This is a genomic window from Actinoplanes sp. HUAS TT8 (assembly GCF_051380535.1).
Lineage (GTDB): Bacteria > Actinomycetota > Actinomycetes > Mycobacteriales > Micromonosporaceae > Actinoplanes.
This window is the reverse complement of record NZ_CP195646.1, coordinates 7,464,099-7,486,497: the sequence shown is the minus strand read 5'-3', so window position 1 is coordinate 7,486,497 and position 22,399 is coordinate 7,464,099. Positions and strand designations below refer to the sequence as shown.

Below are 22,399 nucleotides of genomic sequence, written 5' to 3'. Positions count from 1 at the left end.
GCGGCGTAGGAACGGACTACGGACGGATCCCTGACCGGAGGCCGCTGATGCCGGAAGCCAGTCCCGCCCACGACCCGACCGACGACGCGACCACCCTGGACATGGGGGACGACGCCGAGCTGGATCTGCCGTACTGGCTGACCAGCACCCAGGAGGCCGCGAACACCACGTTCCTGCAGATGCTGCGCCGCCTGCCCGGCCTGCTCCGTTCGGCCTGGCTGCTGGCCTGGCGATCCAGTCCCGGCACCACCGCCGCCGTCCTCACCCTGCAGCTCGCGGCCGGGGCGGCGAGCGCGCTCGGCCTGATCAGCGTGGTCGGTGTCTTCGACGGGTTGCTGCGGGCCGGCCCGACCCCGGAGCGGGTACGGGCCGCCGTACCCTCGCTGATCGTCCTGATTGTCGCTCTTGCCGTGCGTGGTCTGCTGGCGTCGGCCGCGGCGGCCGCGCACGGACGCCTGTCACCGACCGTCTACGAGGCCGCCGAGAACCGCCTGCTCGATCTGACCACGCGGGTCGACCTGGCCACGTTCGACGACCCGGACTGGCGGGACGCGATGGAGCGGGCCCGGGACCGCGGGATCTACGCCGCGCAGCAGGTCGTCGACTTCGGTATCCAGCTGCTCACCAACGTGATCGGGCTGGCCGCGGTGGCCGGGGTGCTGGCCGTGCTGCATCCGATCCTGCTGCCGCTGCTGGTCGGGGCGGTCCTGCCGACCGGCTGGGCGGCGGTCCGCGCGGCCCGCGGCCAGTACCGCAGCCGCCTCGGACTGATCGCGGTCTGGCGCCGGCACCGCATGCTGGCCGACCTGCTGGGCGCCCGGGAACCGGCCGGTGAGCTGCGGGCCTTCACCGTGCGCCGGTTCCTGCTGACCGAGGCCGCCCGCCTGCTCCGGATCACCACCGAGGAGGAGATCCGGGTGGTGACCCGTTCGGTGCGGACCAACCTGTACGGCCAGGCGCTCAGCGGCCTGCTCACCGGCCTGGCCTACGTCGTGCTGTGCTGGCTGCTCTGGACCGGCCGGATGGATCTGGCCGCCGGCGGCGCCGCCGCGTACGCGATCAACATCGGCATCGGCAAGCTCCGTGAGCTGGCATTCACCGCGAACCGGGTCTACGAGCACGGCCTCTACTTCGCCGACTTCCAGGGTTTCTGTGAACTCTCCGAGGCCCGCTCCGAGCCGTCCCCGGACTCGCGGGCGCCCGCGTCGTTCGACGAGATCCGGCTGGACGGCGTGACGTTCCGCTACCCGGACGCCGAGCGGGCCGCCGTCGACGGCATCAGCCTGACCCTGCGCCGCGGCGAGATCGTCGCGCTGGTCGGCGAGAACGGCTCCGGCAAGTCGACCCTGGCCGCCGTGCTGGCCGGCCTGTACCGGCCGCAGGAGGGCACGATCACCTGGGACGACGTGGACGTCACCCGGTTCCACCCGGAGTCGGTGCGCGAACGCGTCGCCGTGGTGATGCAGGAACCGACCCGGTGGCCGCTGTCGGCCCGCGCCAACATCGCGATCGGCCGCCACGACCGCCCGGCCTCCCTGGAGCAGGTGCGCGAATCGGCCCGGGCCGGCGACGCGCACGGCTTCGTCATGGAACTCCCGCGCCAGTACGAGACCCTGCTGTCCCGCCACTTCACCGACGGCGCCGACCTCTCCGGCGGCCAGTGGCAGCGCCTCGCCGTCAGCCGTGCCTTCCACCGGGACGCACCGCTGCTGATCTGCGACGAGCCGACCGCCAACCTGGACGCGCGAGCCGAGCACGAGGTCTACCGCCGCCTGCGCGACCTCGCCTCGGGCCGGACCGTGGTGCTGATCACCCACCGGATGGCCAGCGTGCGCGAGGCCGACCGGATCTATGTCCTCGATCACGGCACGATCGTCGAGGAGGGCGACCACGAGGAGCTGATGGCCGCCGCCGGTCTCTACTCCCAGTTGTTCACACTGCAGGCCAGCGCCTATCAATCCGCCTGATCCAGTGTCACAGTAGTCCCATGGATCCGGTGGGGATAAGCGCGGTCGGTGTGGTACTCGCGGCGGGTGCGGCGGTCGGCCTGTGGCGCCGCCACACCGACGGCCGGGTGCAGACTGGTCGCGTGGACACCCCCGAGACGCTCGACCCCGCCCTCCTGGAAAGGCTCGGCGCCGAACCCGGCCGGGTCACCCTGCTCCAGTTCTCGACCGCCTTCTGCGCACCGTGCCGCGCCGTCCGCCGCGTCAGCGCCGAGGTCGCCGAGCTGCTCCCCGAGATCCGCCACGTCGAGGTCGACGCCGAAAGCCACCTCGACGAGGTCCGCGAACTCAACATCTGGCGCACCCCGACCCTGCTGGTCCTCGCCGCCGACGGCCGCGTCGCCAAACGCGCCACCGGCGTCCCCACCAAACCCCACCTCATCGCCGCCCTCGCCGACCTCCTCCCCAGCTGAACCCAGCCAGAACGCAGGCGCGCAACGCAGCCAGAAACGCAGGCGCTAGCGCGGCCAGGGGCGCAGGCGGGAGCGCGGCCGGAAGCGCAGGCGGCATTGCGGCCACGGGTGCGGGCGGGAGCGCGGCTGGAAGCGCAGGCGGCAATGCGGCCAGGGGCGCAGACGGGAGCGCGGCCAGGGGCGCAGGCGTGAGCCGGGACCGCCGACCGGGATGATCACCAGCTGACTTCCGAAGATCAAATTCTTCATTGCCTCGGTCCGCCGTGGTCCAGATCGTCGCTCCCGCGGGGACCCTTCCGGGCCTCGCAGGGCGCTGGCGCGCCCAGAACGCGAGACCCTCCAGGGCGATCTGGTCGGTTGGTCGCGGCCAGAGCAACAAACCCACCCACCCCCTCCAGCCCCGACCCCAGACCCGTACGTGCCCCCACGCGAGCCCGCCCCCACTCCAGCCCCACCCGCTCCGCACGGTCACCAGCTGGCACTGAGGGCTGCCTCAACCCCGCGAAGCAGCCCTCAGCACCAGCTCCTGCCGCTCGGCTGGCGTTGAGGGTTGCCTCGACCCCCGCGAAGCAGCCGCCAGTGCCAGCTTGTGCTGTTCGGCTGGCGTTGAGGGTTGCCTCGGCCCCTGCGGGGCAGCCGTCAGCACCAGCTCGTGCTGCTTGGCTGGTGCTGAGGGCTGTTTCCCGGTGGTTGACACGGCCCTGAGCGCCAGCTGAGCCCGTGACCCGCATTGCGGCCCGGGGATGGTGCGGGCTCGCGGGCCCGGCGGGTGTTGCGGTCGCCGGCTGGTGCTGAGGGTTGTGTCCGGCTGTTTTTGCGACCCTCAGCGCCAGCTGAGCCCGTGACCCGCGTCCCGGCCTGGGCCGGGGTGGCGCCGCCCCGCAGGGCCGGCGGCTGCCCGCCCCGCGGAGCCGGCGGCTGCTTGGGTGGCGGAGCTGGAGGGCGAGCGGAGTCAGGTGGCGAGGGTGGTCGGGCGGTGAGTGGGGTCGGGCGGTGAGCGGGGAGGGCAGGCGGTGAGTGGGGGCGGGGGTGAGTGAGGGCGGGGCGGGGGTGAAGTGGGGGTGGGGTCAGGGGGTGAGGGCGGGGGTGAGGGGTGGGGCCGGCTCGGGGGACGGGTGGCGGGTGAGGTTGCGGGAGCCGGGGATGAGCAGTTGGGAAGCGGCGGAGACGAATAGGACGGCCGCGCAGGCGATCAGGACGCGGTCGAGGCCGAATCGGGTCCAGAGCGGGCCGGCCAGGGCGTTGCCGAGCGGCATGGCCAGGAACGATGTCAGGTAGTCCCAGGAGGCGACCCGGCCGAGCACGGCCTGCGGCACCCGGTCCTGGATGGCGGTTTCCCAGGCCACGGCGAAGAACATGAGTCCGCCGTACCCGATGATGGCCCCGGCCAGCACGCCCGTGAGCATGCCGGGCCACACGTAGGACAGCGCCCAGAACGGCATGAGCAGCAGGGTGAGCCAGCCGGCCCGGAGTGGCCGCCGTGGCTGGTAGCGCAGGGCCAGCCCGGAGCCGATCAGCCCGCCGAGCCCTTCGGCGGCCGAGATCCAGCCGATGGCGTGGGCCCCGCCGAGCCGCTTCACGGCGATCACCTGCACAAGGACCAGGATCATGCCGTTGGCGACGTGGTAGACGGTGGCCCCGAGGAGTCCGCCGATCAGCCAGTCGCGGCTTCGGATCTCCCGCCATCCGGCGCCCAGTTCGCTGAGCATGGGTGCGCGGGGGCCCCGCTCCGCCCGTACGCGAAGAAGAGCGGCCGCAACCCCGGACAAGAGAAAGCTGACCGCATTGGCCGCGAATCCGGCCGGAGCGCCGAAGGCGGCGACGGCGAGGCCGCCCAGCGCCGGGCCGGCGATACCGCACCCGGTCTGCAGCATGCTCAGGGTCGCGTTGGCCTTCTGGAGCCGGTCGGCCGGGACGAGCAGGGGTTTGAGCGAGCTCATGGCCGGGGTGAAGAACGCGCCGGCGCCGGCCGAGACGACGGTGAGGGCGCAGAGCAGCGGCAGGTGGTAGCCCCCGCCGGCGAACATGATCGCGATTCCGGCGGTGGCGACGAGGCGGATCAGGTCGGAGACGACCATGACGTGCCGGGGCTGGAGCCGGTCGGCCCAGACGCCGCCGAAGAGTGTGCCGGCCAGCATGGTGAGGATCGAGGAGGCCATGACCAGGCCGAGGTCGTCGGCGCCGCCGTGGGTGACGACGGCGACGGCGAGTGCCACGGTCTGGAAGCCGTTGCCCAGCCAGGACAGGGTCTGCCCGGTGGCGAGGAGCCGGAAGTCGCGTGTCATGCCCCGAAAGTAGTTCACCGTCTAACTATCAGGCAACTAATAATTAGATGCGTGGCAGAATTGACCCATGGAAGACGGTGTGGATCAGCACGTGGCCCGGTGGGCGTCGTTCTGGAAGGACGAGCCGAAGTTCGCGCCCGAGGTCGAGGGCGCGTTGGTGCGGATGAAGCACATCCTGCGCTGGATCGAGCGGTCCGACGCGACGGCGTTCGCGCACAACGACGAGGACTTCACGCTGCAGGACTACAAGACCCTGCACGTGCTGATGATCCAGCCGTGGCCGACCGAGGCGACCCCGGCGCAGCTGGCCGAGGCGGCGAACGTGACGCGGGCGGCGATGACCAGCCGGCTGGATCGTCTGGAGTCGGCCGGTCTGGTGACCCGGACGGTCGACGCGCAGGATCGACGGCGGGTGCTGATCCGGCCGACGCCCGCGGGGCGCGAGAAGTGGAACGGCTACATATTTCAGGGCATGGCCCGCGATCAGGACGCGCTGAAGGTGCTCTCGCTGGACGAGTTGACGCAGCTCAACGCACTCTTGCGCAAAGTCCTACTATCCCTGGGGGAATAATGGGCGCATGGAACTCGATCCCCGCGGCCAGCGTTTCGCCGCGACCATAACCAGCGTCGTCGTCGCGCTCGTGCTGATCACCGGCTCCGGCTGGCTGGCCCTGGCGCAGGCGGTGGTCTTCGCGATCACCGCGTACCGTCCGAAGTGGGGGCCTTATGCCCTGATCTATCGAACCGTCTGGGCGCCCAGTGGACGCACGGAGCCCGCGGCACCCGTCCGATTCGCGCAACTCGTCGGCTTCGTGTTCCTGAGCGTCTCCGCGGGGGGATACCTCACGGGCGCGGAGACACTCGGATTGATCGCCGCGGCGTTCGGGCTGCTCGCGGCGTTCCTCAATGCTGCTTTCGGGTTGTGCCTGGGCTGCGAGGCCTATCTGGGGATTCGAAGGCTGACAGGCAGAAACGCCGAAAGTGTCGGGAATGTCTAGAACTTCGGGGCGTCGGGGGCTTCCAGGAGCCCCAGACGCAGCGCCGTCATGAGCGCCTGGGCCCGGTTCGCCGCGCCCAGCTTCTCGTACAGCTTCGAGATGTGGGTCTTCGCCGTCGACTCGGAGACGAACAGCTGCTTGGCGATCCCGGCCACGCTCATGCCGTCGGCCAGCAGCCGCAGCACCTGACCCTCACGCGGCGACAACTGCGGGCCGGACGGGGCGAGCCGGCGCTTCATCGCCTCGGCCAGGTCGGCCGCGGTGAACGCGCTGGGCGCCGACGCGGCGTGCCGGGCGGCCGCCACGACCTCGTCCGCGGGGGCCGTCTTGGGCACGAACGCGCTGGCCCCGGCCTCGAGGGCGCCGAAGAGCTGGTCATCGCCGGCATACATGGTCAGCACCACGATGCCCATGTTCGAGTTGTTCTTCCGGAGGGCCCGGGTGGCCTCCAGGCCGCTGCCGTCGGGCAGCCGCAGATCCATGATCACGACATCGGGCTGCAGGGCGCCCGCCTGGCGCACCGCCTCCGCGGCCGTCGCCGCCTCGCCGACGACCTCGAACTGCCGGTCGCGCTCGAATGCGTGTCGCAGCCCCTTACGGATCAAGTCGTGATCGTCGACAAGGAGGACCTTGGTGCGCGTCGTCGGCGCAGGACTGGTCGACATGCTCGGGTTACTCCCCTTCTGGAGCGGAAACGCTATCCCGCACGCTATCGCGCCGGGGCGGGGTTCCGAGCACTACGGCGACGGTTGTCCCGCTCGGGTGTCTCGGGGTGATCTTGAGACGGCCCCGGATGCGCTCGGCCCGCTCGGCCATGATGGTCAGACCGTACCGGCCGTCGGGTCGATTGTCGGCAAAACCCTTGCCGTCGTCAGAGACTTCGATTTCCGCGTACGGCGGATCGACGGTGCACGTGACCCACAGGTTCGAGGCGCCCGCGTGCTTGCGCGCGTTGGTGATCGCCTCCTGGGCGATCCGCAGCAGTTCCGCCTCGGTCGCGGCCGGCAGCCGGGCGGTCGACTCGTCGAACGTGAAGTGCACCCGCAGGCCGGCGCTGGTGCCCAGGGTCCGCGCGTACTCCGCGATGGCCGCGGCCAGCCCGCCGTTGCGGTCCACCTCCGAGCGCAGCTCGAACAGGCTCAGCCGCAGCTCGGTGATCACCCGGGTCACCTCGCCGCGCAGGGCCCGCAGCTCCTCGGCCGTCTCCTCGGCCCCCTCGGGCAGGGTGGCCTGCGCGTTGTCGATGCCGTAGCCGACCATCACCAGCTCCTGCGCGACCCCGTCGTGGATCTCCCGGGCCAGGCGCTGCCGCTCCTCGTTGGTGGCCAGCGAGCGGACGTCGTCGAAGAGCAGCGCCGCCTCCAGCCGCAGTGCGGCCGGATCGGTCACCTCGGTCACGCCCTGGACGACGGCCGACGGGTACGCCCCCGACGCGTCGGTCTCCAGGATCACCAGGCCGATCGTCCGGACCCCGGCGACCAGGGGGATGACCAGCGAGGACACCTCGCCACCACGATGTGTGCGCGCCTGCGACCGGCTGGCCACGTGCGGCTGCTGGGTGGCCCAGGCGTCGGCGATGGCCGAGTCCGCGTCGAGCGTGGTCTCCCAGTCGACCCGCTCGGCGCCGGTCTGCGCGAGCACCACCAGCCGGCCGCCGCCACTGGCCGACAGGACCGCCGCCCGGTGGCCGGGCGCGACCGCGCGCAGCTCCTCCAGCAGGTGCTCGGAGATGCCGCCCGGGTCCAGGGTCGCCCCCGGCAGTGAGCGGGCCACGCTGCGCAGCTGAGTCAGCAGGCGGGTGGCCTCCGCGTACGGCTGCGGGGTGATCTCGGCCGGCTGCAGGAACTGCCGCATCGCCTCGGCCGCGAACGTCACGATCGCGCCGAGCACCAGCCACTGGCCGCCGGCGGCCAGGTAACCGGTGCCGGCCAGCACCGTCTTCGGGTCGGTGACGGCGCCACCCAGCACTATCGCCACGGCGGCCACACCGAGCAGGGCGGTGCCCTCGGTCGGCCTGCGCCGCAGCGCGGCGGTGAGCAGCGGGACGGCCAGGTAGGGCAGGATCGCCTCGGCGCCGAACCCCTGGGCCACGCCCTTGGCCGCGTGGGCGACAAAACCGGCGGCCAGGCCGGTGACGATCACCTCGGCGAACCGGCCGGCCGGGGCCAGGACCGGGTGATTGCGAGCCACGAACGCGGGCAGCGCGGCGACCGCGAGCAGGCCGATCCAGCCCAGCTGGCGGGCGTCATGGGTGGCGATCACGGTGAGCACGGCGACCAGCGCGAGCATGATCACACGCGCCGCGGCTTCGAGCGGACGGATGCGCGTGGATCCGCTGGGTAGGGCTGGCACGTCACGGATGGTAGCGGGGATGGCGGGAAACGGCCCGTCGGCGACGGGGCGGTCACATCCTTTGTCGTACGCAGCGGGTAGCCTCCCGTGCATGGCGGACACCTCGACCCAGTCGATCCAGGTCGCTGCCCCCATGGCCCGGGTGGCCGCGGTCATCTGCGACTTCCCGAGCTATCCGGAGTGGGCGGAGGCGATCAAGCAGGCCACGGTCGTCGAGGAGTACGAGGACGGTTATGCCGCCCAGGTCTCCTTCCGGATCGACGCCGGCGTGATGGCCGACGAGTACACGTTGGAGTACGCGTACGCCGACGACCTCTCCCGGATCGAGTGGCACCTGGTCGCGCCGTCCAAGACGCAGAAGTCCCAAGAGGGCTCCTACGACCTGGTCGAGGGGGCCGACGGCACCACCACGGTGACGTACACGCTGGCGGTCGACCTGGCCATCGGGATGCTCGGGATGTTCCGCCGCAAGGCCGAGAAGATGATCATGGACACGGCGCTCAAGGAGCTCAAGCGCCGCGTCGAGAGCCTGCCCGCGACCTGACCGCGCCGCGCCCGGGCTAGATGGCCCGGCCGCTCGCCGGGGCCGGTTTTTCGACGCAGGATTGAGCTGTTCGCGGGCGTCCACCGCCCGCGGGCGGTGACTTGTGCTCGCGGGCGACGATCGGCCGCGGGCGGTGACTATTCGCGGGCGTCGACCGTTCGCGGGGGCGTCGAGGGGAGCGGCTGTGGCCGGGTCAGCACGTGATGAGGCCGAGCGCCTGGTGGCGGCGATTCTCGCGAGGGCCGCTTCGGCCGGCGTGGGTGCCGCGGCTCGCGGTTTCCGCGACTCCGTCAATTTCGGGGGTACGGCGTCAGCCGACGCCCCCGGTTCGTCCGATTCCACCGCCTCCGGCCGCTCAGCCTCGGGCCGCTCCGGGGCCGGGTCGGGCTCGGCCGTCTCGGGCGCCGCGGCGCTGGTCGGCAACGCGGTCGACGGCCTCTTCGGCGTGCTGAACGATGTCGCCCGCGCCGGCACCCCACAGGCCGGCCAGGGCGGTTCCGCGCAGGCCGGCTGGTCCACCGGCAGCGTCGAATGCTGCGTCTGCCCGGTCTGCCGGGCCATCGCCGCAGCCCGCAACCCCAACCCGGACACCGTGTTCAAGGTCGCCACCGGCGCCGGGGACGTCGCCACCGGCGCGGCCGGCGTGCTGCGCGGGTTGTCGACCCTGGCCGGCACGGTCCTGAACAACCCGCGCCCAGCCGCCAAGCCGTCCGGCGGGGGAGCGGCCCGGCACGCCCCGACCCCGGACCAGGCCTGGTCCGCCGCCACCCGCACCCCGGCGCCCGGCGGCGCCCGGACCCCCGCCGCCGCACCCACCAGGCCCGCCGACGCGGCGACGCCCGCCGACGCGGCGACGCCCGTTGGCAGGGCCACGCCCACCAGCACAGCCACGCCCACCAGCACAGCCACGCCCACCAGCACGGCCACGTCTCCGGGCACGGCCACGCCGGCCGGCCCCGCCACGCCCGGGCCGCGTGCCGCCGAGCCCGCTGTGGATCGGGACGCCGACCCGTGGGCGGCCGCGACGGCCGAGAGCGCCCGCGAGGCCGAGGCCGCCCGTGCCCGGGCCCGCGCCGCCGAGAAGGCGGTCGCCCAGGCGGTGGCCGACGCCCGGCGTGTGGCGTCTCGCCCGGCGGCTCCGGGGGCGGCGGCTGACGCCGTACCGGAAAAGGGCAAACCGCAAGGAAAAGCGAACCCGGCGGCGGCCAGGCCCGCGCCGGGGAAAGCGAACCCGGCGCCCGGTCGGGACGTCTGGTCCGTGGTCACCTCGGAGGCCGCCGAAGGCGACGCGGCCGGGCGACGTAGCGTGGATCATGAGCGGGGCGCCGAGGCGCCCGAGGATCGTGGCGTGCGGCCGGGCGATGACGCCCGGGGCGACGACGCGGTGTGAAGAGGGGACGGGCAGCGTGACGCTGACCATCGGAATCGACGTCGGCGGCACCAAGGTGGCCGGTGGGGTGGTCGACGAGCACGGCAACGTGCTGGCGTCGACGCGCCGGCCGACGCCGGCGGAGGACCCGGCCGGCACCCGGGACACGATCGCCGAGGTGGCCGCCGAGCTGGCGGCGGCGCACCCGGAGGCGACCGCGATCGGGATCGGTGCCGCCGCGTGGATCGACGCCGCCGGTTCGACGGTGCTGTTCGCGCCGAATCTGGCCTGGCGTGACGAGCCGCTGCGGGACTACGTGTCGAAGGCGGTCGGCCTGCCGACCGTGCTGGAGAACGACGCGAACGTGGCCGCCTGGGCCGAGTTCCGCTTCGGGGTCGCCAAGCAGGCCGACGACTCCATGGTGATGATCACCGTGGGTACCGGTATCGGCGGCGGCATCGTGATCAACGGCAAGTTGTGGCGGGGCGCCAACGGCATCGCCGGTGAGCTGGGTCACATCCAGTCGGTGCCGGACGGGCATCCGTGCGGTTGTGGCCGGCTGGGCTGCCTGGAGCAGTATGCGAGCGGCAACGCCCTGGTCCGTTTCGCCCGGGCCGGTGCGCGGCAGGAGCCGGAGCGCGCCGCCAAGCTGCTGGAGTTGGCCGGCGGGGACGCGCTGGCGATCACCGGCCGGCAGATCACCGAGGCCGCCCGGGGTGGCGACGGTGTCGCCATGGACGCGTTCGCGCAGATCGGCTACTGGCTCGGGGTGGCCCTGGCCGACCTGGCGCAGAGCCTGGACCCACAGATCCTGGTGATCGGTGGTGGCGTGGTCGACGCCGGCCCGCTGCTGATGGGCCCGGCCGAGCGGACGTACCGGGATCAGCTCGCCCAGCGCGACCGTTTCCCGGTCGCCGAGGTGCGGGCCGCGCAGATGGGCAACGTCGCCGGTGTGGTCGGCGCGGCCGACCTGGCCCGGCGCGCGTAAACGAAGCGAACAGGGGAAACGGGAATGTCCGGGGTGCCGCTGCGCGTGCTCAGCTGGAACGTGCACGGGTTGAAGGACGACCGGGCCGCGCTGGTCGGCCTGGTTCGTGAGCTGGCCCCGGACGTCCTGATCGTGCAGGAGGCCCCGCGCCGGTTCCGCTGGCGGCACCGGTCGGCCGCGCTGGCCGACGAGTGCGGCCTGGTCGTGGGCGCGGGCGGGCTGCCCGCGCTGGGCAACCTGCTGCTGGTGAACCTGCGGGTCGCGGTCCGCGAGTCGTGGAATCTGCGCTATCCGCTGACCCCGGGCCGGCACCTGCGCGGCGCGTTCTTCGCCCGCGGGCGGGTGCGGGGCGCGTCGTTCACCGTCTCCGGCTCGCACCTGGCCACCGATCCGGCCGAGCGTCCGGCCCAGGCCGCGCACTGGAAGGACGAGCTGGTCAAGATCGAGGGCCCGGTGATCGTGGCGGCCGACCTGAACGAGGGCCCGGGCGGCGGCGCCTGGCGCACCGTCGAGGACGGCCTGGTCACCACCAAGGACGACGAGCCGACGTTCCCGGCCGCCGCGCCCAGCCGGCGCATCGACGGGCTCTTCGTCAGTCCGGACATCGCCATCGAAGGTTACGAGATCATCTCGACGGATCGGGCACGTGCCGCGAGTGATCATTTACCGGTCCTCGCGGACCTTTCACTCCCTTCCGGCTGAGCCCCGGGTCTGGCAGGATCGCCGGGTGCACGACTCCCCGGACCCGGGCGACCGCCGCGACGCCGTGTGCGTCGTGGGCGCCGGCGCCAGCGGCCTGACCGCCGTCAAGAACCTGCTCGAACTGGGCTTTCAGGTCGACTGCTACGAGCGGGAGACCGCCGTGGGCGGTGCCTGGAACTGGCGTCACGACCGCAGCCCGGTCTACGCCGGAACCCACCTGATCTCGTCGCGGCCGCTCACCGAGTTCCCCGACTTCCCGATGCCGGACACCTGGCCGGACTATCCGCACCACAGCCAGGTGCTGACCTACCTGGAGCGCTACGCCTCGCACTTCGGGCTGGGCGAGCACATCTGGTTCGGCATGGAGGTGGTCTCCGCGGTCCCGACCGACGACGGCGGCTGGGAGGTGACCACCCGGTCGACCGGTGGCGGTTCGTCCCGCACGTCGCGTTACGCGGCGCTGATCGTCGCCAACGGCCACAACTGGGATCCGCGGAAACCGTCGATCCCGGGGGAGTTCCGCGGGCGGGTGATGCACTCGTCGGCGTACAAGGATCCGGCCGACCTGCGCGGGCGCAAGGTGCTCGTGATCGGCGGCGGCAACACCGGCTGCGACATCGCCGTCGAGGCGGCCCAGCAGGCGACCAAGGTGTGGCACTCGACCCGCCGCGGCTACTGGTACGCCCCCAAGTACATTCTCGGCCGCCCGGCCGACCAGGTGAACGACGCGCTGCTCAAGTGGCGGCTGCCGCTGCGCCTGCGGCAGTGGCTGTACCGCCGCACGGTGCGGCTGACCACCGGTGACCTGACGCGCTTCGGGCTGCCGGCGCCGGACCACGAGCCGTACGAGAGCCACCCGATCGTCAACAGCCAGCTGCCGTACTACCTGGGCCACGGCCGGATCACCCCGGTCCCGGACGTGACCGGCTTCGACGGCCCGGCGGCCGAACTCGCCGACGGCCGCCGCATCGAGCCCGACCTGGTGATCACCGCCACCGGCTATCGTCCGCGTTTCGAGTTTCTCGCCCCCGAGCTGCTCGACGCCGACGAGTCCGGCCGCCCCGACCTGCACCTGCACACGTTCGCCCGGAAGAACCCGACGCTGGCCGTGATCGGCCTGGTCCAGCCCGACGCCGGGGTGTTCCCGCTGGCCCACTGGCAGAGCGTGGCCACCGCCCGCTGGCTGCGGCTGCGCCAGTCCGACCCGGTGCGGGCGGCCGCGGTCCAGCAGAAGGAGTCGGCCAAGCCCCTCGGCTCCTGGTCGAAGCGGCGGGTGGTCAAGACCGAGCGCCACTGGTTCGAGGTCGACCACCTCGACTACCTGCGCTCGCTGGAGAGTCTCCTGAACGAGATGGAGCCCGCGTCATGACCGCTTTTGATCTGCTCCGTTTCGAGGACTGGACGAACCCGGTCCCCCCGGCCGACCGCGAGGTCGCCGCCCTGCTCCCGGACGACGACGAGGGCCGCCCGCCGGTCCTGTTCGTCCCCGGCCTGGGCCATGCCGCGTGGGCGTTCGCCGAGCACTGGCTCCCGCACACGGCCGGCCGCGGCTTCCCGGCCCACGCCGTCACCCCGCGCCCCGGCGGCGACCTGCGCGCCCAGGTCCATGACGTCGTCCAGACCGCCGCGTCCCTGCCCCGCCGCGCCGTCCTGATCGGTCACGGCGTCGGCGCCCAGGTGGTCGCCCGGGCCCTCGGCCGTTACCCGGCCCACGCCGCCGTACTGGTCGCCCCGGTCCTGGACGGATGGTCCGCGCTCGGCTCGGCGCTGCGCACCAACCCGTCCGGCACGCTGCCCGCCCTCTTCGGCGGACGCCTCCGGTTCTCCGCCCGCCAGCTGTTCACTTCCGGACTCCCGGCCGACCAGGCCACCGAGTACCTGTCCCGCCTCGACCCGAAGCCCCGCGCCGAACTCCTGCGCCGCACCACCCCGCCCCGCCCGGTCGGCAACCCACCGACGCTGGTCATCGGCAGCCCGGACGACCGCGTCGTAGCCCGCAAAGCCCTGGACCGCGCGGCCGCCGCCTACGCAGGCGCCCCCCTGATGTTCCCCGGCATGGGCCACGACCTGATGCTCGACGACAGCTGGGCCGAGCCGATCGACGCCATCCTCGACTGGCTCCTCAAACACCTCTGAAACCCTCAAAACCTTCATTGCCTAGGTCCGCCGGGGTACAGACCGTCGCTCCCGCGGGGACCCTTCCGGGGCCCGCAGGGCGCTGGCGCGCCCAGAACGCGACCCCCTCCAGGGCGACGTCCGCCGTTGGTCCCCCTCACCCCAACCCCAACCCCACCCCCAACCCAACCCAACCCAACCCCGCCCCCAACCCCACCCAGGCCCCGCACCGCGGCCCCGTCCCGGTCGGCCTCGCGGTGCCGCTCGCGCCAGCCAGCTGGCGCTGAGGGTCGTCTCGCGGGGCTTGAAACAGCCCTGAGTGCCAGCCGGGGCCGTGCCCGCGTCGCGGCCTGGTGTGCGGCGGACGTCGCGTCCCCGCTCGGTTCGGCATTGCGGTGCGGCTCGCGGTGCCGGCTGGTGCTGAGGGTTGTCTCGCGGGGCTTGAAGCAGCCCTGAGTGCCAGCTGGGGCTCGCACCCGCGTCGCCACCCGGTGCGCGGCGAACGTCGCGTCCCCGCGCCGCCCGCCCCGCCCTGCGCCGCCCGCCCCGCCCTGCGCCGCCCGCCCCGCCCTGCGCCGCCCGCCCCGCCCTGCGCCGCCCGCCCCGCCCTGCGCCGCCCGGCCCGTCCCGGTTCGGCCTCGCGGTGCGGCTCGCGCCCGTCAGCTGGTGCTGAGGGTTGTTTCGCGGGGCTTGGGGCAGCCCTCAGCACCAGCTGGGGCCCGTATCCGCGGCGCGGGAGCTGGGCGGGTGGGTCAGGGGCGGCCGATGAAGCGGCGGGCGAGGCGGCCGGTGTGGTCGAGGTCGGTGAGGTAGGCGCGGGCCCAGGCCAGGATGTCGTGTTCGGCGATGTGGCGGCGCATGGCGGTCATCCGGGCGGCGAGGTCGGCCGGGTCGGCGTCGAGGGCGCGCAGCAGGGTCTGTTTGAGGTCGTCGACGTCGTGCGGGTTGACCAGGAAGGCTTCGGACAGTTCGGCCGCGGCCCCGGCGAATTCGCTGAGTACGAGAGCCCCCGACCCGTCTTCCCGGGCGGCGACGAACTCCTTGGCGACCAGGTTCATCCCGTCCCGCAGCGGGGTTACCACCATCACGTCGGCGGTCTGGTAGAGCGCGGCCAGCTGGGCCCGGGAGAACGGCTGGTTCAGGTAGTGGATGGCCGGTTCGCCGACCCGCCCGTACTCCCCGTTGATCCGGCCGACCTCGCCCTCGATCCGGTCGCGCAGGGCCCGGTAGCTCTCGACCCGTTCCCGGCTGGGCACGGCCACCTGGACCAGGACGGTGTCGCGGACCTTGACGTGCCCGTCCCGCAGCAGCTCCCGGTACGCGGTGAGCCGATGTTCGATCCCTTTGGTGTAGTCCAGCCGGTCCACGCTGACCAGCACCCGTTTCGATTCGCCGAGGTCGTGCCGGAGCTGTTTGACCTCGGCGACCACGTCGGGCCGGGTGGCCAGGGCGCGCATCTCGCGGACGTCGATGGAGACCGGGAACGCCCCGGTCCGCACGGTGCGCCCGCCGACGGTGATGGCGTCGTCGGTGGCGTCGGCCGCGACCAGTTTCTGGGCGAGCTGGGCCAGGTTGTGCGCGGCCTGTTCGCGTTGGAAGCCGACGAGGTCGGCGCCGAGCATCCCGAGGAGCAGTTCGACCCGGCGGGGGAGTTGCATGAACAGTTCCGGCGGCGGGAACGGCACGTGCATGAAGAACCCGATGAGCAGGTCGGGTCGTAGTTCCCGGAGCATCCGCGGGACCAGTTGCAGGTGGTAGTCCTGCACCCAGACCGCGGCGTGTTTGCCCGCGACCTCGGCCGCGGCCTCGGCGAAGCGCTGGTTGACCGACCGGTACGTCTCCCACCACTCCCGCTGGAACACGGGCTGCTGCACCGCGTCGTGGTAGAGCGGCCAGAGTGTCGAGTTGGCGAAGCCCTCGTAGTACCCGGCCTGTTCCTCGGCGCTGAGCGCGATGGGCCGCAGCCGCACGCTGCCGATGTCGGGCAGCTGGGGCGCCGGGCCGACCTCGCCGTCCCAGCCGACCCAGGTGGCCGGGGTCTGTTGCAGGATCGCGTGCAGGGCCCCGCTGAGCCCGCCTGGGCTGCGGCGCCACTCGCAGGCGCCGTCCCGGGCGGCGCTGTCATCGAGGGGCAGTCGATTGGCGACGACGACGAGCGAACTCTGACGCATCACCGTAGGTTATCGGTAAGCCACTCACGTATGTCGATGCGAGGGGTGAGGTGAAGACGACGTGACCGATTCAGACCACGGCGCCGTCGTCGAACTCGTCGTCGTCATCGCCCGAGCGCAGTCGCCACACCAGGGTGACCGCGCCGCTGACGATCGCACCGAAGCCGAAGAGCATGACGAAGAACGGGTCGATCGGGAGCAGCCACGGGAACAGGAAGAGCACGAACCCGAGGACCACGCCGAGGACGCCGAACGCCGCGTACTTCGAGATCTTGGGCAGCGGCGGGGGCGGGGGCGGAACATACCGCTCGTCCTCCTCGGCGACGTCCGGGAAGCCGAACGGGTCGAGGACCGGGTAGAACACCGGCTCCGGCGGGGGATCGGTGCGCCGCCGGTTGAGCGGCCGCCCGTCCTGGTCGACCGGGCGGGCCTTGGTGTCCGACGTGGTGCCCTCGGACTCCGGCCAGGACGCCGCCTCCGGCTCGACCGCGGTGTGGAAGCCGGCGATGATCTTCTCCCACTCGGCGTCCACCTCGGCCTGTGGCCGGGGCGCCGGAGCGGGTTCGGCCGGTGGGGTCGGCGGCGCGCCGCCGGTCACCTGCTGCAGGTGCTCCTTGGCCGTCTCCAGATGGGTCCGGTCCACGTAGAGCCGGTCGATCGGCCGGGCCGGCAGGGTCGTCGCCCGGAGCACCGGGTTCAGATCCGCTGTCGGCTGCAGATAGGCGGCAATGCCGCCGGCGGCCAGCACGTCGAGCATGTGCTCACCCACGCGTGGGTCCACGTCGCCCGCGACCGCGTAATCAGTCGCGTCGAGTCCGTTGTCCCGCCGCCCGCGACGGGCGCCGCCCGCTGTCACCGATGCACACCCTCCTCGCCGACCGTGCCTTGAATGGTGACACGGCAGGCACCACTTGCGGGAGTGCGTTGTGGCGTGCCGCTCCCGCTTCGTACCCTTCTTGCGCCCCGGGACGCCGGCGGCATCCGCTGAAAGGACGAGAGTGTTCTACTGGCTGCTCAAGTTGGTGGTCCTGGGACCCGTGCTGAAGCTTCTGTTCCGTCCCAAGGTCGAGGGGCTGGCAAATGTTCCCCGATCCGGCCCGGTGATCCTGGCTTGCAACCATCTCTCGTTCTCGGACTCGATCTTCACCCCATTGGTGATGAAGCGGAAAGTGACCTTCGTCGCCAAAGCTGAATACTTCACCGGGAAGGGGATCAAGGGGTGGTTCTCGCGGATGTTCTTCGTGGGCGCCGGGACCATCCCGGTGGACCGTTCGGGCGGTGAGGCGGCCCAGGCGGCGCTCGACACCCTCCTGCGGGTGCTGCGCGAGGGCAACATCGCCGGCATCTATCCCGAGGGCACCCGCTCGCCCGACGGGCGGCTCTACCGCGGCAAGACCGGCGTGGCCCGGCTGGCCCTGGAGAGCGGGGCCGTGGTGGTGCCGGTGGCGCTGCTCAACACCGACGAGATCCAGCCCACGGGCACGCTGATCCCGGCGGTCAAGCGCGTCCGGATGCGGATCGGCAAGCCGCTCGACTTCTCCCGCTACGCCGCCACGCGCGGCGATCGCTTCGTCGAGCGCGCGATCACCGACGAGATCATGTTCGAGCTGATGGCGCTCTCCGGCCGCGAGTACGTCGACGTCTACGCCTCGAAGCTCAAAGACCCCCAGCCTCAACCTCAGCCCGCCTGAGGTCAGGGTCAGATCATTTGCGCGTACGGCGGCAGGAAGCGCTCCTGTCGCCGTACGCGCACATGTTTTTGATCTGAGGGGTTCAGCTCATCCCCGCGCGCCGCTTGAGCGCCTGCACGTCCGTGACCACTATGCGGCGCCCCTCGGTGCGCAGCCAGCCACGGTTGGCGAACGAGCCGATCGCCTGGTTGACGCTCTGGCGTGAGCCGCCGGCCATCTCGGCCAGCTGGCTCTGGTTCAGCTCGATGGTGATCATCGGCGCCTGGCTCTCCCCGGAGAGCCGGACCAGCGTCTTGGCGACGCGGCCGGGCAGGTCGAGGAAGACGTGATCGGCGTTCTGCTCGGTGAGGCGGCGGATCAGGCCGCCGACCGAGCGCATCACCGCGTCCAGGATGCGCGGGTTCGAGTGCACCAGGTCCATGAAGGCGGCCCGGGACAGCGAGAGTGCCTGCGAGTCCTCGATCGCCTCGGCCGAGGCGCTGCGCGTGGACGCGTCCAGCAGCGACACCTCGCCCAGCACGTCGGGTGGTCGCACGACGGTGAGCACGGCGCGCTCACCGGTCGGTGCGGTGCGGAAGACCGCGACCGCGCCCCGTTTCAGGATGATCAGCGAATCCCCGGGGTCGTGCTCGACGAAGAGGATCTGCCCCTTCCGGTAGTGGCGAGGAACCGCCGCGGCTATGACCCGCTGTCGTACATCCAGCTCGAGCCCGGCGAACATTTCCACGCCGGTCAGCGCGTCGCCGGAATCCGGCAGGCGATGGTCCACGACGTTATCCCTCCCCCATTGGGGACCGCGTCGACCCGGCCGGCGCCGGCCCCACGACGCGAACGATCACTCTTAGCACATGACGCGCTCCGAACGCCATTTCTACTCCGGACATCGAAGCTCGCCACCCACGATCATGTCTCTTCGGTCGCTTTCTGTAAACACCCCATCGCCTTCTGTGATTGTCGCCCTGCCTGTCCGTCGGATTTGAGCGGTGTGCCGCGATAATCCCGCCGTGCCGGAAGACGAGATTGTGCGAACGGTGCTGCGCGACGAGTGGCACCTCTCCCCATCGGAGATCACCGAGCTCCCGATGGCGGTGATGTCACGCGGCTGGGAGGTCCGGGCCGGACGCGACCGCTACGTGGCCCGGCTCGCCGAGAGTGCCGCGCGGCTGCCGGTCGAGGCCGGGCTGGCCGCCGCGATCCACCTGCGCGGCATCCGGATGGAAGCCGGCGAGCCGGTCCGCACCCTGGGCGGGGCGCTCACCGTGGAGACCGCCCACGGCGCCCTGGCCGTGCTGCGGCGCCCGCCCGGGCGGCACCTGGACGGGGCCGACCCGGTCGACCAGCAGTGGTGGGGGGAGCGGCTGGGTGCCGTGCACCGGGCCCTGGAGGGTTTCCGGCACCCCGGCCTGCGCCCGTGGCAGCCGATCGACCCGGAGGCGCCGCACCTGGACGCCGAGCCCTGGCTGCGCGGTGCGGTCGCGGCCGCGGTCACCGCGGCGACCCGGCTGACGGTCACCGACCGGCTGACGTACGGCGTCCTGCACGGCGACCCGGCGCCGGACACGTTCGTGCTCGATGCCGACACCGGCCGCTCCGGCCTGATGCACTGCGGGGCCTGCGGGACCGGCCCGCTCGTCTACGACGTGGCCGCCGCGGTGCTCTACGCCGGCGGCCCGGACCGGGCGGCCGAGTTCCTGGACGGCTACCGCGCGGCCGGCCCGGTCGAGGCCGACGAACTGGAGGTCGCGCTGCCGGTACTGCTGCGGCTGCGCTGGGCCGTGCTGGCCGACCGATCGGCCCGTTGGGGCTGCCTGACCGGCCTGGAGTTGGCCAGGGAGGCCCTGGAGTCCATGCCCGGGTGACGATGGGCAAGGATGTACCCCGATGGTCTACCGCTATTTCTACGACTGCGAGTTCATCGAGGACGGCCGCCTGGTCGACCTCGTCTCGATCGGTGTCGTCGACGAGTTCGGCCGCGAGTTCTACGCGGTCAGCACCGAGTTCGACGACAGCCGCGCCGTGCCCTGGGTGCGCCGCAACGTCCTGGACAAGCTCCCGTCCCCGGCCGACAAGTCCTGGCGCAGCCGGGAGCGGATCCGGGACGACCTCTACGAGTTCCTGATGGAGCCGCTGCGGGGTCGCAGCGAGCAGATGGAGCTCTGGGCCTGGTACGCGGCGTACGACCACGTGGCCCTGGCCCAGTTGTGGGGGGCGATGCCGGCGCTGCCGCGGGAGATCCCGCGCTTCACCAAGGATCTGCGCCAGCGGTGGGACGATCTGGGGCGGCCGGTTCTGCCCGAGATGTCCGGGCGGCACGACGCGCTGGTGGACGCCCGGCACAACCTGGCCCGCTGGCAGACGATGCTCAGCGTGTCCGAAAAAGCCCAGCCCTGACGTACGCCTCGCTCGGACGGTCGCTTTCGCCGGGCGGGGCCTTCACGACGTACCGAATAATCGGTTTTGAGGGTTGTGGGGTCTCAGCCTCGGCGGCGGGTCTCGATCGGGGGCACGCAGTCGTGCACGATCGCCTCGACGTCCTCCTGGGTGGTGGCCGGGCCGAGATCTCCGTTGTCGGGTGAGGCGCGCAGCCCGTCGATGATCAGCTCCAGGAACCGCCGGTAGATCGCCGGCCGGTCGCCGCCGCTGTGCCGGGCCAGGTCGGTGACGGTCGCCATGATGATCGGCAGATCGTTGATGCCGACGTCGGCCCGCAGCGAGCCCTCCCGGTGGGCCCGGTCGAACACCTCCTGGACCAGCGGCAACAGGTGCTCACCGACCTCAGCGAAGTGGTGCTTGTCGATGCCGACGCAGAGTGCGGCGTCGCGCAGGCCGCGGTCGACCGCGTGCATCTCGATGGTGCGCCGCAACATCATGGTCAACCCGTCCCAGCCGGTGGGCAGGGCCAGCGCGTCCTCGGCGAGGGAGACCAGATCCTCCAGCCGGTCGGCGAAGAGGGCCTCGATCAGCGCCTCCTTGGTGGGGAAGCGCCGGTAGACCGTGCCGACGCCGACGCCTGCGAGTTGCGCCACATCGTCGAGCGTGGCGGCGAACCCTCGGGCCGCAAAAGCGTCGTGTGCAGCGAGAAGGATCCGTTCCCGGTTGCGCTGGGCGTCGCGGCGCAGGGGGCGGGCGGTCTCGGTCATGTGTCCAAGCCTACAACTAAGTGGAGGTTATTCCTCAACTTCGGCTGCTAGCCTGCCGAAGTGGAGGACGAACCTCAACTTCCCGAAAGGCCACGATGAGCACCCTTACTGATCGACCCCGAGAATCCGGACGTGAGGCGCCGGTCGCCGTCCCGTCCGACAAGGGACGCTGGTGGGCGCTGGTCGTGCTCGCCATGGCCCAGCTGATGGTGGTGCTCGACGCCACGATCGTCAACATCGCGCTCCCCACCGCGCAGGCCGACCTCGGCTTCTCCGACGCCGACCGCCAGTGGGTGGTCACCGGTTACGCGCTCGCCTTCGGCAGCCTGCTGCTGCTCGGTGGCCGGCTCTCCGACTTCTTCGGCCGTAAGAAGATGTTCCTCATCGGCCTGATCGGCTTCGCCCTGGCCTCGGCGCTCGGCGGTGCGGCCAACGGGCTCGAGATGCTGATCGTCGCCCGCGCGCTGCAGGGCGCGTTCGGTGCGGCGCTCGCCCCGGCCGCGCTCTCCCTGCTCTCCACCACGTTCACCGAGCCCGCCGAGCGCGGCAAGGCGTTCGGCATCTTCGGCGCCATCTCCGGTGCCGGCGGCGGCATCGGCCTGCTGCTCGGCGGCGTGCTGACCGAGTACGTGTCCTGGCGCTGGTGCCTCTACGTCAACCTGCTGATCGCCGCGATCGCCGTGGCCGGCGCCATCTTCAAGCTCAAGGACGAGCCGGTCGCCGCGCACGGCAAGATCGACGTCCCGGGCACCATCGCCGCCGTGATCGGCCTGGTCGGCCTGGTCTACGGCCTCGGCAAGGCGGAGACCGACGGCTGGACGGCCGGCTGGACCCTCGGCCCGATCGCCGTCGGCGTCGTCTCCCTGATCATCTTCGTGCTGATCGAGCTGCGCGTGGAGCACCCGCTGCTGCCGCTGCGCGTCGTCCTCGACCGCAACCGCGGCGGGTCGTACGCGTCGATCGCGATCGCCGGTGCCGGCATGTTCGGCATCTTCCTGTTCCTCACCTACTTCCTGACCGCGATCCTCGGGTTCACCCCGGTCAAGACCGGTCTGGCCTTCCTGCCGATGCTCGGCTCGGTCATGCTCACCGCGACCACGGCCGGCTCGATCCTGACGCCCAAGGTCGGCCCGCGCCCGCTCGTCCCGCTGGGCGCGCTGGTCGCCGCCGGCGGCATGCTCTTCCTGACCCGGCTGCAGCTCGACTCGACGTATGCCGGTGGCGTCCTGCCCGGCCTGATCATCATCGGTCTGGGCCTCGGCCTGGTCTTCGCGCCGACGCAGAACGCCGCGACCTCGGGCGTCGAGCACCGGGACGCGGGCGTGGCCTCCGCGATGATCAACACGGTGCAGCAGATCGGCGGCTCGATCGGCACCGCGCTGCTCAGCTCGTTCGCGGCCAGCGCGGCCACCGATTACCTGAAGGGCAAGCAGGTCACCCCGCTGGTCCAGGCGCAGGCGGCGCTGGAGAGCTACCACACGGTGTTCTGGTGGTCGACCGGCTTCTTCGTGCTGGCCGCGGTGGTGGCGGCGGTGCTGTTCCGGACCGGTCCGCTCGAGGTGGACCCGGACGCGCAGCCGGCCATGGCCCACTGACCCGACCCGAACCACGAGAGCCGGCCGGGC

At 72.0% G+C, this 22,399-nt stretch carries 21 protein-coding genes; 14 read left to right on the top strand and 7 right to left on the bottom strand.

All coding sequences use genetic code 11. From position 1 onward, the window contains the following. Nucleotides 1–47: 47 nt before the first annotated feature. Both ACSHV8_RS32980 and ACSHV8_RS32975 read left to right on the top strand, forming a co-directional pair. Nucleotides 48–1,967: an ABC transporter ATP-binding protein gene (locus ACSHV8_RS32980; RefSeq protein WP_436522165.1), complete on the top strand. Its 1,920-nt coding sequence runs from the start codon at nt 48–50 to the stop codon at nt 1,965–1,967. A 20-nt stretch (nt 1,968–1,987) separates the two neighbouring features. After that, nucleotides 1,988–2,419, top strand: coding sequence for a TlpA family protein disulfide reductase (locus tag ACSHV8_RS32975; RefSeq protein WP_436522163.1), 432 nt, complete (start codon nt 1,988–1,990; stop codon nt 2,417–2,419). Nucleotides 2,420–3,486: 1,067 nt separating this feature from the next. On the opposite strand, the gene ACSHV8_RS32970 is transcribed toward ACSHV8_RS32975, so the two are convergent. Next, the gene (locus tag ACSHV8_RS32970) at nt 3,487–4,704 is read right to left on the bottom strand and encodes an MFS transporter (RefSeq protein ID WP_436522161.1); all 1,218 of its coding nucleotides are present in this window, start codon (nt 4,702–4,704) and stop codon (nt 3,487–3,489) included. Between the two features lie 67 nt (nt 4,705–4,771). On the opposite strand from ACSHV8_RS32970, the gene ACSHV8_RS32965 reads away from it, so the two are divergent. Together ACSHV8_RS32965 and ACSHV8_RS32960 are read left to right on the top strand one after the other, a co-directional pair. Then, a complete protein-coding gene (locus tag ACSHV8_RS32965; RefSeq protein ID WP_436522159.1) occupies nt 4,772–5,275 on the top strand; it encodes a MarR family winged helix-turn-helix transcriptional regulator in 504 nt (167 codons plus the stop codon). Between the two features lie 7 nt (nt 5,276–5,282). Continuing rightward, on the top strand, nt 5,283–5,702 hold the full coding sequence (locus ACSHV8_RS32960; RefSeq protein ID WP_436522157.1) for a DUF4395 domain-containing protein: 420 nt from the start codon (nt 5,283–5,285) through the stop codon (nt 5,700–5,702). Here the strand turns inward: ACSHV8_RS32960 and ACSHV8_RS32955 are convergent. Both ACSHV8_RS32955 and ACSHV8_RS32950 read right to left on the bottom strand, forming a co-directional pair. Beyond that, nucleotides 5,699–6,367 (bottom strand): response regulator transcription factor, encoded by a 669-nt coding sequence (locus ACSHV8_RS32955; RefSeq protein WP_221326355.1) that lies wholly within the window; start codon nt 6,365–6,367, stop codon nt 5,699–5,701. The genes ACSHV8_RS32960 and ACSHV8_RS32955 overlap by 4 nt on opposite strands. A gap of 7 nt (nt 6,368–6,374) precedes the next feature. Continuing rightward, the gene (locus tag ACSHV8_RS32950; RefSeq protein ID WP_436537008.1) at nt 6,375–8,075 is read right to left on the bottom strand and encodes a GAF domain-containing sensor histidine kinase; all 1,701 of its coding nucleotides are present in this window, start codon (nt 8,073–8,075) and stop codon (nt 6,375–6,377) included. A gap of 70 nt (nt 8,076–8,145) precedes the next feature. Between ACSHV8_RS32950 and ACSHV8_RS32945 the strand changes: the two genes are divergently transcribed. The 6 genes from ACSHV8_RS32945 (at nt 8,146) to ACSHV8_RS32920 (ending at nt 13,793) form a co-directional block, all read left to right on the top strand. After that, nucleotides 8,146–8,598 carry an SRPBCC family protein gene (locus ACSHV8_RS32945; RefSeq protein WP_436522154.1) on the top strand — a complete coding sequence of 151 codons (453 nt, stop codon included), beginning with the start codon at nt 8,146–8,148 and terminating at the stop codon, nt 8,596–8,598. Nucleotides 8,599–8,782: 184 nt separating this feature from the next. Further along, a complete protein-coding gene (locus ACSHV8_RS32940) occupies nt 8,783–9,988 on the top strand; it encodes a hypothetical protein (RefSeq protein WP_436522152.1) in 1,206 nt (401 codons plus the stop codon). Nucleotides 9,989–10,004: 16 nt separating this feature from the next. Beyond that, entirely contained in the window at nt 10,005–10,955 is a 951-nt protein-coding gene (locus tag ACSHV8_RS32935) for an ROK family glucokinase (protein ID WP_436522150.1), read from the top strand. A 24-nt stretch (nt 10,956–10,979) separates the two neighbouring features. Then, entirely contained in the window at nt 10,980–11,657 is a 678-nt protein-coding gene (locus tag ACSHV8_RS32930) for an endonuclease/exonuclease/phosphatase family protein (RefSeq protein WP_436522148.1), read from the top strand. A gap of 25 nt (nt 11,658–11,682) precedes the next feature. Then, nucleotides 11,683–13,026: a flavin-containing monooxygenase gene (locus ACSHV8_RS32925; RefSeq protein ID WP_436522146.1), complete on the top strand. Its 1,344-nt coding sequence runs from the start codon at nt 11,683–11,685 to the stop codon at nt 13,024–13,026. Further along, a complete protein-coding gene (locus ACSHV8_RS32920; RefSeq protein WP_436522144.1) occupies nt 13,023–13,793 on the top strand; it encodes an alpha/beta hydrolase in 771 nt (256 codons plus the stop codon). The genes ACSHV8_RS32925 and ACSHV8_RS32920 overlap by 4 nt, the downstream gene beginning before the upstream one ends. Nucleotides 13,794–14,524: 731 nt before the next feature. Here ACSHV8_RS32920 and ACSHV8_RS32915 read toward each other — a convergent pair. After that, a complete protein-coding gene (locus ACSHV8_RS32915; protein WP_436522142.1) occupies nt 14,525–15,943 on the bottom strand; it encodes an alpha,alpha-trehalose-phosphate synthase (UDP-forming) in 1,419 nt (472 codons plus the stop codon). Between the two features lie 70 nt (nt 15,944–16,013). Beyond that, nucleotides 16,014–16,799 (bottom strand): DUF308 domain-containing protein, encoded by a 786-nt coding sequence (locus ACSHV8_RS32910; RefSeq protein ID WP_436522140.1) that lies wholly within the window; start codon nt 16,797–16,799, stop codon nt 16,014–16,016. Between the two features lie 142 nt (nt 16,800–16,941). On the opposite strand from ACSHV8_RS32910, the gene ACSHV8_RS32905 reads away from it, so the two are divergent. Beyond that, a complete protein-coding gene (locus ACSHV8_RS32905; protein ID WP_436537006.1) occupies nt 16,942–17,634 on the top strand; it encodes a lysophospholipid acyltransferase family protein in 693 nt (230 codons plus the stop codon). Nucleotides 17,635–17,716: 82 nt separating this feature from the next. On the opposite strand, the gene ACSHV8_RS32900 is transcribed toward ACSHV8_RS32905, so the two are convergent. Beyond that, nucleotides 17,717–18,403, bottom strand: coding sequence for a Crp/Fnr family transcriptional regulator (locus ACSHV8_RS32900; RefSeq protein ID WP_436522138.1), 687 nt, complete (start codon nt 18,401–18,403; stop codon nt 17,717–17,719). A 235-nt stretch (nt 18,404–18,638) separates the two neighbouring features. Here ACSHV8_RS32900 and ACSHV8_RS32895 point away from each other — a divergent pair, with 235 nt between their 5' ends. Together ACSHV8_RS32895 and ACSHV8_RS32890 are read left to right on the top strand one after the other, a co-directional pair. Continuing rightward, nucleotides 18,639–19,493, top strand: coding sequence for a phosphotransferase enzyme family protein (locus ACSHV8_RS32895; protein ID WP_436522136.1), 855 nt, complete (start codon nt 18,639–18,641; stop codon nt 19,491–19,493). A 22-nt stretch (nt 19,494–19,515) separates the two neighbouring features. After that, on the top strand, nt 19,516–20,025 hold the full coding sequence (locus ACSHV8_RS32890) for a polyadenylate-specific 3'-exoribonuclease AS (protein ID WP_436522134.1): 510 nt from the start codon (nt 19,516–19,518) through the stop codon (nt 20,023–20,025). Nucleotides 20,026–20,108: 83 nt separating this feature from the next. Here ACSHV8_RS32890 and ACSHV8_RS32885 read toward each other — a convergent pair whose 3' ends face one another. After that, a complete protein-coding gene (locus ACSHV8_RS32885; protein WP_436522132.1) occupies nt 20,109–20,774 on the bottom strand; it encodes a TetR/AcrR family transcriptional regulator in 666 nt (221 codons plus the stop codon). Nucleotides 20,775–20,869: 95 nt separating this feature from the next. On the opposite strand from ACSHV8_RS32885, the gene ACSHV8_RS32880 reads away from it, so the two are divergent. Further along, nucleotides 20,870–22,369 carry a DHA2 family efflux MFS transporter permease subunit gene (locus ACSHV8_RS32880; RefSeq protein ID WP_436522130.1) on the top strand — a complete coding sequence of 500 codons (1,500 nt, stop codon included), beginning with the start codon at nt 20,870–20,872 and terminating at the stop codon, nt 22,367–22,369. The last annotated feature ends 30 nt before the right edge of the window (nt 22,370–22,399 follow it).

Bases quoted from the DNA above. Each gene is read 5' to 3' on its own strand.
- ACSHV8_RS32930 (WP_436522148.1), top strand. From the start codon at position 10,980: ATGTCCGGGGTGCCGCTGCGCGTGCTCAGCTGGAACGTGCACGGGTTG.
- ACSHV8_RS32980 (WP_436522165.1), top strand. From the start codon at position 48: ATGCCGGAAGCCAGTCCCGCCCACGACCCGACCGACGACGCGACCACC.
- ACSHV8_RS32960 (WP_436522157.1), top strand. From the start codon at position 5,283: ATGGAACTCGATCCCCGCGGCCAGCGTTTCGCCGCGACCATAACCAGC.
- ACSHV8_RS32890 (WP_436522134.1), top strand. From the start codon at position 19,516: ATGGTCTACCGCTATTTCTACGACTGCGAGTTCATCGAGGACGGCCGC.
- ACSHV8_RS32880 (WP_436522130.1), top strand. From the start codon at position 20,870: ATGAGCACCCTTACTGATCGACCCCGAGAATCCGGACGTGAGGCGCCG.
- ACSHV8_RS32975 (WP_436522163.1), top strand. From the start codon at position 1,988: ATGGATCCGGTGGGGATAAGCGCGGTCGGTGTGGTACTCGCGGCGGGT.
- ACSHV8_RS32955 (WP_221326355.1), bottom strand. From the start codon at position 6,367: ATGTCGACCAGTCCTGCGCCGACGACGCGCACCAAGGTCCTCCTTGTC.
- ACSHV8_RS32920 (WP_436522144.1), top strand. From the start codon at position 13,023: ATGACCGCTTTTGATCTGCTCCGTTTCGAGGACTGGACGAACCCGGTC.
- ACSHV8_RS32970 (WP_436522161.1), bottom strand. From the start codon at position 4,704: ATGACACGCGACTTCCGGCTCCTCGCCACCGGGCAGACCCTGTCCTGG.
- ACSHV8_RS32885 (WP_436522132.1), bottom strand. From the start codon at position 20,774: ATGACCGAGACCGCCCGCCCCCTGCGCCGCGACGCCCAGCGCAACCGG.
- ACSHV8_RS32945 (WP_436522154.1), top strand. From the start codon at position 8,146: ATGGCGGACACCTCGACCCAGTCGATCCAGGTCGCTGCCCCCATGGCC.
- ACSHV8_RS32915 (WP_436522142.1), bottom strand. From the start codon at position 15,943: ATGCGTCAGAGTTCGCTCGTCGTCGTCGCCAATCGACTGCCCCTCGAT.
- ACSHV8_RS32965 (WP_436522159.1), top strand. From the start codon at position 4,772: ATGGAAGACGGTGTGGATCAGCACGTGGCCCGGTGGGCGTCGTTCTGG.